Genomic DNA, 14,737 nt, shown 5'->3' with positions numbered 1-14,737 from the left:
TTGAGATCGCGACCTTTCTGATGGGGACGTCCCGGAGGGATCCGGGGAGGACTGGCCGGTGAGGGGGAGGGATCGGGTCCGGTGCTCAGGGGGAACCGCAGAGGGAGTTGATGGTCTCCCCGAGCGTGGAGAACATCTGTTCGGTGATCGTGTTGCGCTGGCGGTCGGCGTTGGGGTCCTCAGGCGTGCCGGGCAGGGGCTGCGGGACCAGCGCCATGGCCGCTGTGTACCTCCCGTCGCTGCTGGAGACGGCGGCGGTGATTGCGCGGCCCTGATCGCCTGCGGTGTGGAACGACCCGCCGGCCGTGCAGCCCCGCGGGCCCTTCGCGATACCGAGGGCGTAAGGAGCGGGCCCCGCCCCCTTCTCCATCTGCGCCAGCGAGGACGGCGAGATGAGCCTGCCCCCGAAGAGGGCGGCGAGGAAGGTGCTGACCTCGCCCATCGTGGAGGTAAGTCCCTCGCTCGGGGAGCCCGCCGTGTCGATGTTGTCGGTGGTGTCGATCCTCTGCCCATGGGCGGTCATGTACGTGTGGAGGATGTCCTTCTGTGACAGATCGATCCGGGTTAGGGACGTATGCGCCAGCCCGAGCGGGGCGATGATCTCCTCCTCGACCACGTCGGCGAACGGCTTCTTCCGGAGCGTCTGGACGAGCAGGCCCAGGGCAACGTAGTTCGTCTCGTCCCACTGGTAGGTGCCGACGCTGCTCGCGGGCCAAGGCCGGCCTCCCGCATCCTTCAGGGCCTGCTCCAGCGGCCGCGGCTGGGCGACAGCGGCTGGGTCCCCGCCGTTCGTCGCCGGGATGTGGCTGGGGATGCCGGAGGTCTGCCCGAGCAGCTCCCGCACCGTGACGGGCCCGGGCGGGTGCAGCTCGGCTTCGAACCCGGGGATGACGGTGTTCACCGCGTCGTCGAGGCCGATGAGGCGGTCATCGACGAGCCTGAGGACAGCGACTGCCGTGAGGGTCTCGGTGACGGTGCCCACCGAGACCCGATCCCCGGCCTGCGCCGCGTCCTTGGTGTCCAGACTCCGCACACCGTACGCCCTGGACCACTGCCCGTCCGGCCAGATCACCTCCACGACCGCGGACACGGCACCGCCGTCGATCAACAGCCGTGCCTGCTCGTCAAGGGGAGCGACGGCGGACGGGAGAGCGGCGCTGGAGGACGCAGGCGTGCCGGCGCCGGAAACTTGGCAGGAGGTCAGCAGGAACGTCATGAGAAGCGCTCCTGCTGCTCGCAGTCTGGGGGCCACCGCGACCACCGGCCGTGTTCGAAAGAGGACGAGAACAGTAGGGCGGAACGCCCCGGAAGGCGCGTGTGTCAGCGCCGACGACCCAGCATGGCCATATTAACCCTCGGGTCGGGGTAGGCGAGAGGCCTCGGTGCCTCGTCTCGATAGGCGCGACCCGCGTTTCCGAGACAGGCGGAGAAGGCGTCCGCCCGGCCGCGGGTCTCGGGACCTCAATTTGTAAAGTCTGCCGTGTACGCGCCCTTGTTCAGCTTCCCCGTGTTTGTGATCCCATTCTCGGAATACGTGTGGGACACGGGAGGGTTTAGGCGGGGGACCAGCATGTCGATGCCCAGCCGGATGCTCTTCGGGCGTGGCTTTCAGGCGGTCGGTGCGCCCTCGGTCGACGGGGCCAGGCCAGCTTCGGCTGCTGATGCCGTGGTGGCGGGCTGGATGTTCTGGTTGATGTGGAAGAGGTTGGCGGGGTCCCAGCGGGCCTTGATATCGGCCAGGCGCCGGTACTTGTCTTCGCCGTAGGCCTGGATGATCCGGTTGTCGCCTTCGTCTCCGAGGAAGTTCACGTATACCCCGGTTGCGAGGCGGTGCAGTTCGGTCCAGAGGGCCCGGGTCCAGCCGACGTGGTCGGTGCTGCTGTCGGCGCTGTTCCAGCGGGTGTTGATGTTGAGCAGGATGGCGGCGTCGCGGTGTCCGTAGGCGGCCGCGTCCTCGGGGGTGCGGGCGAGGGCCCCGCCGAGGGCTGCGAGCTTGATGTCCGAGCCGGGGGAGGTGAACGCGGCGGCGGCGTCGACGAGCGTGGCGATGGCGGCCTCGTCCAGGCCGGAGAGGTAGTCGGCCTTCCAGTAGTTCTGGGCGCCCGGGGTCCAGTAGGGGTCCTGGGAGGCCTGGACGGCGGTGTACTGCTTGGCGCCGACCGCGTCCACGGCGGGCCGGCCCAGGGCGCGCAGCGGGCGGAGCGCTGCGTCGGCGCCGTCGGGGTCGCCGGTCCACATCATGCTGAGCGAGAGGACCGGCTGCCCCCACAGCGAGGCGGGGAAGGGCGGGTCGGGTGGGGCGGTGCGCAGGACCGCGACCGACATCGCCTCTTCCGGTAGAGACGGGACGGCCTCGGCCCACCCGGCGAGGACGTCGCGGGCCTGCTCGAGCGGGTAGACGACGGGGCCGGCGGTCACCTCGGGCCCGACCTCGTGCAGGTCGAATTCCAGGGCCGTTGCGACGCCGAAGTTGCCCCCGCCTCCGCGCAGTGCCCAGAAGAGGTCCGGTTGGCTCTCGGCGTCCACGGAGAGGGGCTGGCCGGCGGCGGTGACGAGGTCGACCGAGCGCAGGCTGTCGCAGGCGGCGCCGAAGCGGCGGGTCAGCCAGCCGACCCCGCCGCCGAGGGTGAAGCCGGCGACACCGGTGGTGGACATGATCCCCCCGACCGTGGCGAGCCCGAGGGCCTGCGCCTCATGGTCGAACGTGCCCCAGGTGACCCCGGTCTGCACGCGGGCCCGTTTGGACCCTGGGTCGATCCAGACTCCCTGGAGGGCGCGCAGGTCAAGGACGAGGCCGCCCTCGCAGGTGCCCAGTCCGGCGATGTTGTGCCCTCCCGCGCGGACAGCGAGCGTCAGCCCGCGCTCGGCGGCGAAGCGCACCCCGGCGAGGACGTCCGCGGCGCCCGCGCACTGCAGGATCGCGGCGGGGCGGCGCTGGATGGAGCCATTCCACACCTGGCGGACCTCTTCGTACCCATCCTGGTCCGGGGTGACCGCCCCGCCCCGGCACAGGCGGCGCAGGGAGTCGAAGGCATCGGCCATGATCGTTCACTGCCTCTCAGCAAGCACCGGCGGACGGCGTGCCACAAGCGTGGCACCAGCCCGTGCCGCGCACAACGGTCCGATGGCCCTCGTGAGGTGGGCAGGGGGCGCCTCAGGTGGTCGCGGCCGGTGGGGCCGGGAGCTTCTGCATGGTGAGGCCGCAGCAGCAGGTGGGGCTGCTGTGGCCGCCCCTGCCGGGGGCTGCGCCCTTGGTGACGGTCACCTCGCAGCCGCATTCGGGGTCGGGGCAGCGGTAGATGTCTCCCTCGTGGAACGGCATGGCACGGTCCTCCTCGTCTCCTCGGTTCTGGGATGTCCGTCCATCCTGCACCCCGGCCCTCGGGGCCAGGTCAAGGGCGGGGGATGATGATCGGTCCAGGAGTTGAGCTGGACCTTGGGGCAGGGTTCACACTGGATGGAGGTGACCGAGGTCGTGGGAGGCGCGCATGCTGGTCGAGGAGGTCCCCGCCTACACCGTCGGGGAGGCGGCCCGGAGGGCTGGGGTGACGCGGAAGGCGATCCGGGTGTACGAGGCCAGGGGGCTGCTTCCTGCGCCGGAGCGCACTTCGGGCGGGTACCGGCTGTTCACCGATGGGGACGTGGCGGTGCTGCAGTTCATCCGGCGGGCGAAGTCGCTGGGGCTGAGCCTGTCCGAGATCGCCGAGGTCCTGGACCTCCAGCGCGGGGGCGCCCAGCCCTGCGGGCTTGTCATCGGGCTGCTGGATGGGCATCTTGCCCAGATCGAGCGCACCCTGGCCGAGCTCGGGGCGCTGCGCAGGTCCCTCCTGGCCGCCCGGGACACGGCCGACGAGTCGATGCGCTCCGGGCAGGAGGCGGTGTTCTGCCGCATCATCGAGGGGCCGTGGGACCGGCGTGGCCTCGGTGGCGGGACTCCCGGCGGTCAGAGGTAGCTGCAGACCTGCCCGGGATCGCAGCCTGCCGGCCCGGATTCGGCGGCCTCGAGCTGGGCGGCGAGGGTGTTCCGGAGGGCCTGGAGCTCTGAGATGCGGGCGTCGATGGCCTGGAGCTGGTCGGCGAGGCGGTCGCGGACGTGGGAGCAGGGCCGAGTGCCGGCGTCATGGACTGCCAGGAGGGCCCCGGCCTGCTCCAGGCTCAGGCCCGCGGCGCGGGAGCGGCGGATGAACGCCGCCCGCTGGACCGCCTCCTGGGGGTAGTCGCGGTAACCGGATGATGTCCTGCCGATGCCGGGCAGGAGCCCGACGTCCTCGTAGAAGCGCAGGGTCTTGGCGGTCGTGCCCGCGGCCGCCGCGGCCTCGGAGATGCGCATCGTGTGCTCCCTTCCCTCCCGATTCGGTCCTGACGGCCTCAACCGCCGCCGGCGCTCTGGTATGCCCGGCTTGACCTTCCAGCGGCTGGAAGGCGCAAAGTCGGCGACGAACCAGCATAAATGCGAAGTGAAGGAGACGAAGGTGCCGATTGTTAAGGAGTACGACCTGGTCGTCGTCGGGTCGGGAAGCGCCGGGTTCGCCGCGGCGATCCGGGCCACGGGCATGGGACTGCGGGTCGTGATGGCCGAGGCCGGGACTGTGGGCGGGACCTGCGTGAACACCGGATGTGTGCCGTCCAAGGCCCTCCTGGCCGCAGCGGCCGCCCGGCACGCCGGCGCGGACGCGGGCCGTTTCCCCGGACTGGAGCCGGCAGCCGTGGGACTGGACCTGCCCGCCCTCATGGCCGGCAAGGACGCCCTGGTGGGGTGGATGCGCCAGCAGAAGTACTTGGACCTGGCCGATGACTACGGCTGGGACATCCACCGGGGCACCGCGGTGTTCGCTGGGACCGCAGCCGAGCCGGTCCTGGAGGTGGCCGGCGATGCCGGGGACAATATTGTGCTGCGGGGGCGGCACTACCTGGTCGCGACCGGGTCGGCGCCCTGGGTGCCGGAGCTGCCCGGACTTGAGGAGGGCGGCTACCTGACCTCGCAGACCGCGATGGAGCTCCTGGAGGTGCCCGAGTCCCTGCTGGTCGTCGGCGGCGGGTACGTCGCGGTAGAGCAGGCCCAGCTGTTCGCCCGCCTCGGGGCCCGGGTCACGGTCCTGGCACGCTCGCGCCTGCTCTCCGGCGAGGAGCCCGAGGTCTCCATGGCCCTGGCCTCCGTCTTCCACGACGAGGGCATCCGGGTCGTCCGCCGCGCCGTCCCCACCGGGGTGCACACCGACCCCTCCACTGGGGAGGCGGTCGTCACGGCCGATGTCGGCGGCGCAAAGCAGGAGTACCGGGCGGAACGTGTCCTGATGGCCACCGGCCGCCGCCCCATGACCGCCGGGCTGGGCCTGGCCGGGGTCGGGGTCGCCACCGGGCCCGGCGGGGAGGTCCTGGTCGATGCAGGGCTGCGGAGCGCGAACCCGCGGATCTGGGCGGCGGGGGACGTGACCGGGCACCGGGAGTTCGTCAACGTCGCCGCGGCCCACGGTGCCCTGGCAGTGGAGAACGCCTTCGCCGCAGCCGGTCTCGAGGTGGACTACTCCCAGCTGCCGAGGGTGGCGTTCACCAGCCCCGCCGTCGGGGCGGTGGGACTGACCGACCGGCAGGCCAACGCCGCCGGCCACCTCTGCGAGTGCCGGGTGTTGGCGCTCGAGTTCGTGCCGAGGGCACTGGTGAACCGGGACACCCGGGGGTTCATCAAGATCGTCGCCGAGGAGGGCACCGGGCGGATCCTGGGCATCACCGCGGTCGCCCAGGACGCCGGCGAGATCGCCGCCGCGGGGGTGCACCTGATCGCCTCCGGCACCACGGTCCATGAACTCGCCTCCCGATGGGCGCCGTACCTGACGATGGCCGAGGGGCTGAAGATCGCCGCCCAGTCCTACACCGCCGACGTCTCCCGCCTCTCCTGCTGCGCCGTGTGAACCACACCCGCCGCGGGTACCGGTCTGCCGTGCGTTGTGTGCGCAGGCACACAGAACACGCTACGGCCCGGGCCGTAGCGTGGAAGACCGCCCGAGAGGGCAACTGAGAAGACAAGAGCCGTGGCAGGCCGGGCAGAAACCTGGTTGTGCCGCGCGCAAGGAAACGAGAAGGAGCCACACCCATGCCCCGCATCCCCGCCCACACCCTCGACACCGTCCCCGAGGCCTCCCGCGAGCACGCCGAACGGCTGGAGAAGCGGATGGGCCGGCTCATGAACATCCACGCCGGCATGGCCCACTCACCCGTGGTGATCGCCGCCTACCAGGGCATGCAGAAGGCCATCGCCGAGCACGGCACCTTCGACGCGCGCACCCGGGAGGCGATCGCCCTGGCCGTGGGCAACCAGAACGGCTGCGACTACTGCCAGGGCGCCCACACCGTCTCCGCCCGCAGGGCCGGCCTCGACGACGGCCAGATCCTGGCCCTGCGCGCCGGGGAGGTCGGCTTCGACACCAGGCTCGCGGCCCTGACCGAGGTCGCCCGGGCCGCCGCCGCCGACACCGGCAACGTCCCCGAGCCCCTCTGGCAGGCCGCCCTGGACGCCGGATGGACCGACACGGAGCTCGCCGAGGCGTTCGCGCACATCGCCGTGAACCTGTTCACCAACTACTTCAACCACTACGCCCACACCGAGCTCGACGTCCCCGCCGCCGAGCCCCTCACCGCCTGAGTAGCAACCCGAACAGTCCGATCGAGGAAGGACCAGACATGGCCGAAGCACCCGAGGTGATCGTCTTCGACGTCAACGAGACCCTCTCCGACATGTCCCCCATGGGAGCCCGGTTCGCCGACGCCGGCGCACCCGAGCAGCTCGCGAAGCTGTGGTTCGCGACCCTGCTGCGGGAGGGCTTCGCCTTGGCCGCGGCCGGGGACGCAGCCCCGTTCGGCGAGATCGGCGCCGAAGTCCTCACCGGGCTCCTGGAGGGCGCAGGCGCCCCCGACCCCGCGGGCACCGCACGGCGCCTCGCTGCGTCCGTCGCCGACCTTCCCCTGCATCCGGACGTACCAGTGGGGATCCGCGCTCTCCGCGCGGCCGGGCGCCGGCTCGCGACCCTCACCAACGGCTCCGCCCAGGTCGCCCAGAAGCTCCTCACAGCGGCCGGGATCCGCGACGAGTTCGAGGCGCTGCTCTCCGTCGAGGACGCCCCGGCCTGGAAGCCGCACCCCTCCTCCTACCGGTACGCCGCCCAGCAGTGCGGGACGGAGGCGCGGGACATGCTCCTGGTAGCGGTGCATCCCTGGGACATCCACGGCGCCTCCCGCGCCGGCCTGCGCACCGTCTGGGTCAACCGCACCGGCGCTGCCTACCCGTCCTACTTCGCCCACCCCGACCTGACCGTCGACTCCCTCACCGAGCTCGCGGACGAGCTCGCCGCAGGCTGACCGGGCGCCCGGTTTGACCCGGCCCCAAGGGCCAGGTCATACCGTGCTGGAGTCCGGGGGAGGGCCCCGGACGGAGGGAGCCAGAAATGCGCACAGAGCAGGCCTGCGGCATCCCGCGGCAGGGCTACCAGATCCCGGGCTGCGGCAGCGGACCGCTTGAGCGGTGGGGCTTCGCGCTCCGCGAGCTGCGGCAGGCCCTGCACGACTGGAAGCACCCGAAGGGGACAGCTGCTGGGAAGGGCACCCCGGCCGATGGAAGGGAGCAGCGCTGATGGCATTCCTGGACACCGCATGGCGGAGCGTTCTGGAGGCGTTCTTCATGTTCTGGGGCACGCTGTGGGCCCTCGTGCTGGGGTTCACCCTCTCGGGGACGGTGCAGGCGTTCGTCTCCCGGCGGGAGATGCAGAAGGCGATGGGGGACCACCGCCCCGCCACCGTGGTCCGCACCGGCCTGCTGGGGGCGGCGTCCTCGAGCTGCTCGTACGCCGCGGCGGCCCTGGCCAAGTCGCTGTTCCAGCGCGGGGCCGACTTCACGACCGCGATGGTCTTCATGCTCGCCTCGACGAACCTGGTCGTCGAGCTCGGGATCGTGCTGTGGCTGCTCGCCGGGTGGCAGTTCGCGCTGGCCGAGTTCGTCGGCGGGGCGATCATGATCGCCCTGTTCGTGCTCGCCGCCCCGAGGGTCTTCCCGGTCTCCGAGCTCGAGGACGCTCGCGCCAGACTTGCTGAGCGCTCTGCGCGCGGGGGCAGCCCGGAGGAGGCGGACGAGGCCGAACAGCACGGCAAGGGCCTCTGGGCCAGGATGCGATCCAAGGCCGGGTGGGCCGACGCGGCCGGGTACGCGGTCTCGGACGCGACCATGCTCCGCCGCGAGCTGCTCATCGGCTACCTCGTCGCGGGGGTCCTGGCCGTCGCCGTGCCGCCGGCGGTGTACTCGACGGTGTTCTTCCCCGGCCACGGGCTCCTCACCGACGTCTGGGACGCCATCGTCGGGCCTCTGGTGGCCTTCGCCAGCTTCGTCTGCTCGATCGGGAACGTCCCCCTGGCCGCGGCCCTGTACAGGGGCGGACTCGGCTTCGGCGGCACGGTCGCGTTCGTCTTCGCCGACCTGATCGCCTTCCCGCTCGTAGCCGTCTACGCCAAGCTCTACGGCCGGCGCATCGCCGTGCGGCTCTTCCTGACGTTCTGGGCGGTGATGAGCGTCGCCGGGCTGGCCACCGACCTGCTCTTCCGCGGCCTCGGGATACCCGCCCCTGACCGCCCTGCCGAGATCGTCCCAGCACGGTTCGAATGGAACTACACCACCTGGCTGAACCTGGCCGCCATCGCAGCCGCCGCGGTCCTCTACGGGCTGTACCGGAACCGGGCACGGTTCGGCACCGCCGACCGGTACGCGAAGGACCCGGTGTGCGGAATGCAGGTCGAGAAGGCCCATGCCCCCGCCACCGCCTCCCACAAAGGGCACACCTACTGGTTCTGCTCGGACCGCTGCCACGAGAAGTTCACCGCAGACCCCGACCGCTACACCCAGGACCCGGGCAGCGAGCCCATGGCTGACACTCATGCCGAGGCCACGACGGTCGTGGACCCGGTGTGCGGCATGGACATCGACCCGGAGAATCCCGGAGGCGGGACCTTCGCCCACGACGGCACCCAGTACGCCTTCTGCTCAACCGGCTGCCGGGACGCCTTCGCCGCCCAGCCCCAGCAGTACGCCGGAGGCAGCGGCAACTGAACGCGGCCGGGATTCCCTAAGCACCGAGGGCGCGCAGGACGGCGCCAGCCGTGATCCCATAGCCGAGGTGGGGCACGATGTCGCTGGCCCAGTCGGCGGCGGACCACGTCCTGGGGCCGGTGACCTTCAGCAGCGTCATCGGTGCGTTCGCCGCCACTAGGACCGTTGCCGTATTGAACACCCTCGCTCGGACCGCAGCCATCGTCTCAGCCTGCGAGGCCCTTCTCCTTGAGCCATGCGTCCGCGGCGGCCTTGGGGTCCTGCTTGGTGCTGCCGGAGACCTGGTCGTTGAGCTTGACGAGGTCCGCGGTGGTCAGCGCAGCCTGGACCTTGTTCAGCACGCCCTTGGCCTTGTCGCTGATCCGGTCGGTGCGCACGAGCGGGACCACCTGCTGGGCAGCGAAGTTGTTCTGCGGGTCCTCGAGGGTCACGAGGTGGTTCTGGGAGATCAGCGGCGAGGTGGTGAACACGTCCGCGGCCTGGATCTGGTCGTCGAGCAGCGCCTTGACGGTCACGGGACCGCCGCTGTCGCTGAGCGGGACGAACTGCTTGGGCGTGCAGGCGTACTTGGCCTTGAGTCCGGGCAGGCCCTGTGGGCGGTCCTTGGCCTCGGGCGGCATGCCGAGGGCGATCTGGTCGCAGACCTTGCCGAGGTCGGCGAGGGTCTTGAGGCTGTACTTGTCCGCGGTGGCCTGGGTGACCACGATCGAGTCCTTGTCCTCGGCGTTGGCCGCGTCCAGGGTGGCCAGGCCGTGGGGCGTGGCCGCGGGGAGGGCCTTCATGACGTCTGCCGCGCTCACGGCGGTGGCGTTCTTGTCGAAGTAGCGCAGGAGGTTGCCCGAGTAGTCGGGCACGGCGTCGATCGAGCCGTCCTGGAGGGCCTTGACGTACACCTCGCGGGAACCGATCCCGGTCTTCGTGGTCGCCTGCCCGCCCGCGCCGTTGAGCGCGCCCGCGTAGATGTCGGCGAGGATCTCGCTCTCGGTGAAGTTCGCCGAGCCCACCACAATGGGGCCGCCCGCGCTGGCCTGGCCCGAGGCGGGCGCGGTCGAGAGGGGGCTGCCCGAGCCGCCGCCGCACGCGGACAGGGTGAGGGCGAGGATCGCTCCGGCTGCGAGGGCCGCAGGGCGTGCGGGGAACGCTGTGGGGAGTCTCATTGGGGGATTCCTTCCTCAGGATGTTGTGCTGGGGTATCTGCTGGTGGCTGGTGGCCTTGTCCCCTTCCGGGGGGGGGGGCGGAGGGGTGGGGGCCTGTCCGTGGCGCCCGGGCGGGGGGTGGCTTCTGCTTCGCCGATGGCCCAGGCGGCGTTGACCAGGCCGATGTGGCTGAAGGCCTGGGGGAAGTTGCCCAGCAGCTCGGTGCCGTCGGGGGCTACCTCCTCGGCCAGCAGGCCCAGGTCGGTGGCGTAGGAGGCTGCGCGGCCGAAGGCCTCGCGCGCCTGGCCGGTCCTGCCGGCCAGGGCAAGGGCGTGGGCGAGCCAGAAGGTGCACATCAGGAAGGTCCCCTCCGCGCCGGGGAGCCCGTCGGCGCCGAGGTAGCGGTAGACCAGGCCGCGGGCGTCGGTGAGTCGTTCCTGCACTGCCTCGATGGTGGCGAGCATGCGCGGGTCGTCTCCGGGCAGGAAGCCGGTGATGGAGAGCATCAGGGCGGAGGCGTCGAGGAGTTCGGAGCCGAAGGCCTGGGTGTAGGCGTTGGCGCGCTCGTTCCATCCCTTCTCGTGGATCGCGGCGGCGATTTCCGCCCTGGTGCGGGTCCAGTGCCCTACGCGGTCCTGGGCCTGGAGGACGTCGGCCAGGGCGATGGCCCGGTCGAGTGCGACCCAGCACATGAGCTTGGAGTGCAGGAAGTGCTGTGGTTCGCCGCGGACCTCCCAGATGCCGTGATCGGAGCCCTGCCACCGGGCTGCGGCCGCGTCGGCGGCGTCGGCCAGGAACTTCCGGGTCTCGGGCTCGGCGTCCGCAAGAGTCTGCGGAAGTCGTGCTGCAGCCCCGAGGAGCTCGCCGTACACGTCGAGCTGGCGCTGGCGCCAGGCGGCATTGCCGACCCGGACCGGGGCGCTGCCGGCCCAGCCGGGCAGGTGGTCCAGGGTGCGTTCGGACAGGTCGCGCTGCCCTCCGATGCCGTACATGATCTGCAGGTCCCCGGCATGGAGCTGGCTGGCGCCGGCGTCGGCCAGGAAGCCGAAGAACTTCCCGGCCTCGTCCGGGCACGCGGCCACCCAGAGGGCCTGCAGCGTCATGCTGGCGTCCCGGATCCAGGCGTACCGGTAGTCCCAGTTCCGCCCGCCTCCGGCTTCTTCGGGCAGCGAGGTGGTCGGGGCCGCGACGATCGCGCCCGTGGGGGCGAAGGTGAGGGCCTGCAGGACGCGTCCGCTGGTGCAGACCAGGTCCGGGTAGGGGCCGGAGTAGTCCTGGTGGAGGCCGGACCAGCTGGCCCAGGCGTCCCTGGTGTCCGCGAGCCGGGCGGCGACGTGCTCCTGGTCCCACAGGGGCGGGGGCGCGGCCCAGCTGGAGCCGTGCAGCAGCGCGAATCCCAGGCCCTCTCCGGCGCCCAGCTCCAGCTGGGCCCGGGCGGTCGCGCCGTCGAGCGTGAAGGGCACCGGGGCGGACAGGGCCAGCACGTCGGCGCCGCCGCGCACCCTCAGACCGCCGGGGACCTCCCGCAGCACCGGCTCGACCAGCCCGTACTCGGGCCTGGGCGCGAAGGCCGCGGCTACCCGCACGGTGCCCTCGGTGCACTCCACCCAGCGCACCAGCGCTCCCGGGGAGCCGGTGCCCAGGCCGTGCCCGCGCTCCCCGGCACCGGTGACGAGCGCGTCGGTGACAGTGACGCTGCCGGCCCGGGTGCGGTACACGGTCTCCAGCACCATCGTCGGGCCCAGGTAGCGGCGGGTCGCCGAACTCTCCCCCTCCGGGCGGATCGACCAGTGTCCGGCCTCGGGGCCCAGGAGGCGGCCGAAGACCGAGGGGCTGTCGAAGTGGGGGAAGCACAGCCAGTCCACGGATCCGTCCGAGCCCACCAGGGCAGCGGAGCGGCAGTCAGAGAGCAGGGCGTAGTCTGCGATCGGCAGGGCCCTTCCCCCGCCTGTGCCCCGCCGGGTGCCCGGGCCGGCGGGGTCCTGTGGGCCGGGCACAGGTCCGCTGCCGCTTCCCCCGTCGCCCGGGACGCGCCGGCTGCGCCAGTGTTGCGCCGCTGTCATGGCGAGGGCTTCCGGGCAGTGATGAGGGCATAGCCGATCGTCCCGGCGTCGATCTCGGCGCGCACGGCCCGGGTGTAGGGCCGCACGGCGGCACGTTCGATGCCGGCGGCCGCGAGCGTGCCCGGGGCGGTCATGGCCAGGACGGCGAGGCGGGCCTCGATCACCTCGAGCATCCGGGAGACGGCACCGCTGTGGTCCTCTGTGCGTTCGACGGCCAGACCTGCGGCTGAGAGCAGCTGTGCGTAGTCCTGCCGGCTGCGGGCGTCGGCGATGCACGCGATCCACGCGGCCATCCCGCCGAGCGGCTCGGGCAGGCGCCCGCCGTGGACGGTGACGTCGGTGATCCCTGCCTTCCCGCCGGGGGCGAGGACCCTGACGAACTCGGCCGCGGCGCCGGCCTTGTCAGGGAAGGTGCAGAACGCGCACTCGCACACCACGGCGTCGAACGAGGCATCCTCGAACGGCAGGTCTTCGGCGTCGGCGACCGTGAAGCGCACGAGCCGGTCCAGGCCCTCGCTGGCCGCCGCCGCGGTGGCCTGCCCGACCTGCCGGGTGCCGAGGTCGATCCCGGTCACGGTGCAGCCGAACTCCCGGGCGAGCAGGAGCGCGGTCGTGCCCGGCCCGGAGGCGACGTCCAGCACCCGGCTCCCGGGGCCGAGGCCGAGGGCACGGGCGAGGCGCCGGGTGAGCTCGGCGCCGCCGGGATGGTAGCTGGGGCCCAGGAGCAGGGCGACCGCGTCGGTGCCGTACCCGGCCGCACAGCAGGCCTTGGCAGCGTCCGGATCCGCCGCCGGGAGCCGCCATGCTGCGCCGGGTGAGCTCATCGGCGCACCGCCGGCATGCCCAGATTCGTCTGGGAGGCCCTGCCGCGCTCCGGCCCGGCTCCGTCGGGCCCGGTTCCGTCGGGAGCGGACCGGGCGCCGTCGGCCGCTGTCTTGGAGCCGTACGGGGTCGGGGCGAGGAGGTGCTGGATGCCGGCGGCGTTGGGGGCGACGTCGGCGACGGGGACGCCGGACATCTGGGCGCGGACCTGTTCGCGGTACCCGACGGAGTTGTAGGCGCAGAAGGGGATGAGCCGCCCGTCGGGGGTGATCTCCTCGACGCAGCACTTCATGAGCTGCTTGACGTTGAGCGTGTAGGGGTCCTGGAAGTCCTGGACGACGATCATGAAGGCCTTCTCGCCGAGGTCCTGCGCGGCTGCGGGGAGGTCGATGCCGCAGCTGGTGCACTCGAGCCCGGCGGCGGTGGCCTGAAGGCTCCGGGCGGTGGTGGCCGAGCCCATGCTGGCCGAGGCGCTCCAGAGGGCCTCCAGTGCGGCCCGCACGTCCGGGTCGGGCAGGACGCGGTTGGTGACGTAGTCCATGTACTCGTCGAGGTCGATCAGGCGCGGGATCGGCACCACGGTGGTGCCCTCCTCGGTCCTGTCCACGAGCAGGTACGTGATGGAGCGGCAGGTGGGGAAGCAGCAGGGGACGGGGAAGAAGTCCGCAGGGGTGAACCAGTCCGGGCACTGCTCGGCGACGAGCCGGATCACATCCGGGTTGGTGAGCCGGTTGAGGGGGTCGAACTCGTGGTGGCGGCCGGAGTGGGTGACCGGCTGGAACGCCACCGAGCGCACGGCCGGGTGCTCGATGCCGAACCGGACGATGTCCCCGACCTCGTGCTCGTTCAGGCCGCGTTCGACGGCGGCGACCAGGGTCACGGGGATGCCCTCCTCGGCGCAGTGGTCCAGGGCGCGGCGCTTGCGCTCCAGGAGGTTCTTCCCGCGCAGGGACAGGTGGGTGGACTCGTCGAAGCCGTCGAACTGCAGGTAGACGCTGACCGTCTTGCCGGGGACGCGGTTGCGCTCCCCGAGGGCCTTGGCGAACGCCCTGTCGGTGGCGAGGCGGATGCCGTTGGTGTTCAGGGTGACGGTGCGGATGGGCCGTTCCTGGGCGAGGTCGATGAAGGCCAGGATGTCCTTGTGGATGGTCGGCTCCCCGCCGGAGAGCATGACGACCTCGGGCTCGCCCTCGGCCGCGACGAAGGCGTCGAGCATGGTGGCGCACTGCTCGGGCGTGATGGAGTAGCCGTCGGGCTGGTGGCCGGAGTCGGCGAAGCAGATGGGGCAGTCCAGGTTGCAGTTCGTGTTGACCTCGATGATGCCCAGGCAGGCGTGCTGCTTGTGCGCCGGGCAGAGCCCGCAGTCGCTCGGGCACCCCTCGGCGATTTCGGTCTGGGTGGCCAGGGGCAGGGTGCCGGGCTTGTTGTACTTCGCCGAGGAGAGGTAGGCGTCGGCGTCGCTGTAGACGAGGGCCTCGAACTGGCCGTGCTCGCGGCAGCGCTTGCGCAGGTAGACCTTCGAGTCCCGGATGTTCACCTCCGCGTCCAGGACGGCCTTGCAGACCGGGCAGATGCTCTTGGTGTACTCGACGAAGACTTCGTTGCGGGCTGTGCGTTCGATGCTCAT

Annotated in this window: 15 protein-coding genes; 6 read left to right on the top strand and 9 right to left on the bottom strand. The window is 71.7% G+C overall.

All coding sequences use genetic code 11. The features are described 5' to 3' along the window. Nucleotides 1-85: 85 nt before the first annotated feature. From LK10_RS15035 to LK10_RS22355, 3 genes are all read right to left on the bottom strand, one after another. On the bottom strand, nucleotides 86-1,216 hold the full coding sequence (locus tag LK10_RS15035; RefSeq protein ID WP_081998584.1) for a serine hydrolase domain-containing protein: 1,131 nt from the start codon (nucleotides 1,214-1,216) through the stop codon (nucleotides 86-88). A gap of 392 nt (nucleotides 1,217-1,608) precedes the next feature. Next, nucleotides 1,609-3,042, bottom strand: coding sequence for an FAD-binding oxidoreductase (locus tag LK10_RS22885; RefSeq protein ID WP_081998583.1), 1,434 nt, complete (start codon nucleotides 3,040-3,042; stop codon nucleotides 1,609-1,611). A 112-nt stretch (nucleotides 3,043-3,154) separates the two neighbouring features. Continuing rightward, nucleotides 3,155-3,322 carry a hypothetical protein gene (locus LK10_RS22355; RefSeq protein WP_197061954.1) on the bottom strand — a complete coding sequence of 56 codons (168 nt, stop codon included), beginning with the start codon at nucleotides 3,320-3,322 and terminating at the stop codon, nucleotides 3,155-3,157. A 166-nt stretch (nucleotides 3,323-3,488) separates the two neighbouring features. On the opposite strand from LK10_RS22355, the gene LK10_RS15025 reads away from it, so the two are divergent. After that, on the top strand, nucleotides 3,489-3,953 hold the full coding sequence (locus LK10_RS15025) for a heavy metal-responsive transcriptional regulator (protein ID WP_052207417.1): 465 nt from the start codon (nucleotides 3,489-3,491) through the stop codon (nucleotides 3,951-3,953). On the opposite strand, the gene LK10_RS15020 is transcribed toward LK10_RS15025, so the two are convergent. Next, nucleotides 3,944-4,330, bottom strand: a complete 387-nt coding sequence (locus tag LK10_RS15020) for a MerR family transcriptional regulator (RefSeq protein ID WP_043125314.1) — start codon at nucleotides 4,328-4,330, stop codon at nucleotides 3,944-3,946. The genes LK10_RS15025 and LK10_RS15020 overlap by 10 nt on opposite strands. 148 nt (nucleotides 4,331-4,478) lie before the next feature. Between LK10_RS15020 and merA the strand changes: the two genes are divergently transcribed. The 5 genes from merA (at nucleotide 4,479) to LK10_RS14995 (ending at nucleotide 9,088) form a co-directional block, all read left to right on the top strand. Next, nucleotides 4,479-5,909, top strand: a complete 1,431-nt coding sequence (gene merA / locus LK10_RS15015) for a mercury(II) reductase (RefSeq protein ID WP_043125538.1) — start codon at nucleotides 4,479-4,481, stop codon at nucleotides 5,907-5,909. Nucleotides 5,910-6,091: 182 nt separating this feature from the next. After that, nucleotides 6,092-6,640 carry a carboxymuconolactone decarboxylase family protein gene (locus tag LK10_RS15010; protein WP_043125311.1) on the top strand — a complete coding sequence of 183 codons (549 nt, stop codon included), beginning with the start codon at nucleotides 6,092-6,094 and terminating at the stop codon, nucleotides 6,638-6,640. 38 nt (nucleotides 6,641-6,678) lie between these two features. Next, nucleotides 6,679-7,353, top strand: coding sequence for a haloacid dehalogenase type II (locus LK10_RS15005; RefSeq protein ID WP_043125309.1), 675 nt, complete (start codon nucleotides 6,679-6,681; stop codon nucleotides 7,351-7,353). 86 nt (nucleotides 7,354-7,439) lie between these two features. After that, complete coding sequence (locus LK10_RS15000) at nucleotides 7,440-7,625, top strand: hypothetical protein (RefSeq protein WP_043125305.1); 186 nt, start codon at nucleotides 7,440-7,442, stop codon at nucleotides 7,623-7,625. Then, nucleotides 7,625-9,088 carry a permease gene (locus LK10_RS14995; protein ID WP_052207416.1) on the top strand — a complete coding sequence of 488 codons (1,464 nt, stop codon included), beginning with the start codon at nucleotides 7,625-7,627 and terminating at the stop codon, nucleotides 9,086-9,088. Before LK10_RS15000 ends, LK10_RS14995 begins: the two co-directional genes overlap by 1 nt. Nucleotides 9,089-9,104: 16 nt before the next feature. Here LK10_RS14995 and LK10_RS14990 read toward each other — a convergent pair whose 3' ends face one another. The 5 genes from LK10_RS14990 to LK10_RS14970 are packed head-to-tail and all read right to left on the bottom strand — an operon-like array spanning nucleotide 9,105 to nucleotide 14,737. Next, nucleotides 9,105-9,290: a hypothetical protein gene (locus LK10_RS14990; protein WP_043125304.1), complete on the bottom strand. Its 186-nt coding sequence runs from the start codon at nucleotides 9,288-9,290 to the stop codon at nucleotides 9,105-9,107. A gap of 4 nt (nucleotides 9,291-9,294) precedes the next feature. Further along, nucleotides 9,295-10,245, bottom strand: coding sequence for an ABC transporter substrate-binding protein (locus LK10_RS14985; RefSeq protein ID WP_043125302.1), 951 nt, complete (start codon nucleotides 10,243-10,245; stop codon nucleotides 9,295-9,297). A 15-nt stretch (nucleotides 10,246-10,260) separates the two neighbouring features. Continuing rightward, nucleotides 10,261-12,288, bottom strand: coding sequence for a glycoside hydrolase family 15 protein (locus tag LK10_RS14980; protein WP_081998581.1), 2,028 nt, complete (start codon nucleotides 12,286-12,288; stop codon nucleotides 10,261-10,263). Continuing rightward, on the bottom strand, nucleotides 12,285-13,112 hold the full coding sequence (locus tag LK10_RS14975) for a methyltransferase domain-containing protein (RefSeq protein WP_043125301.1): 828 nt from the start codon (nucleotides 13,110-13,112) through the stop codon (nucleotides 12,285-12,287). The genes LK10_RS14980 and LK10_RS14975 overlap by 4 nt, the downstream gene beginning before the upstream one ends. After that, nucleotides 13,109-14,737, bottom strand: a complete 1,629-nt coding sequence (locus LK10_RS14970) for a radical SAM protein (protein WP_081998580.1) — start codon at nucleotides 14,735-14,737, stop codon at nucleotides 13,109-13,111. Before LK10_RS14970 ends, LK10_RS14975 begins: the two co-directional genes overlap by 4 nt.

Source organism: Sinomonas humi, assembly GCF_000802235.1.
GTDB classification, from domain to species: Bacteria; Actinomycetota; Actinomycetes; order Actinomycetales; family Micrococcaceae; genus Sinomonas; species Sinomonas humi.
Note: the sequence above shows the minus strand (reverse complement) of the source record. Positions and strands in the feature narration are given on the sequence as shown.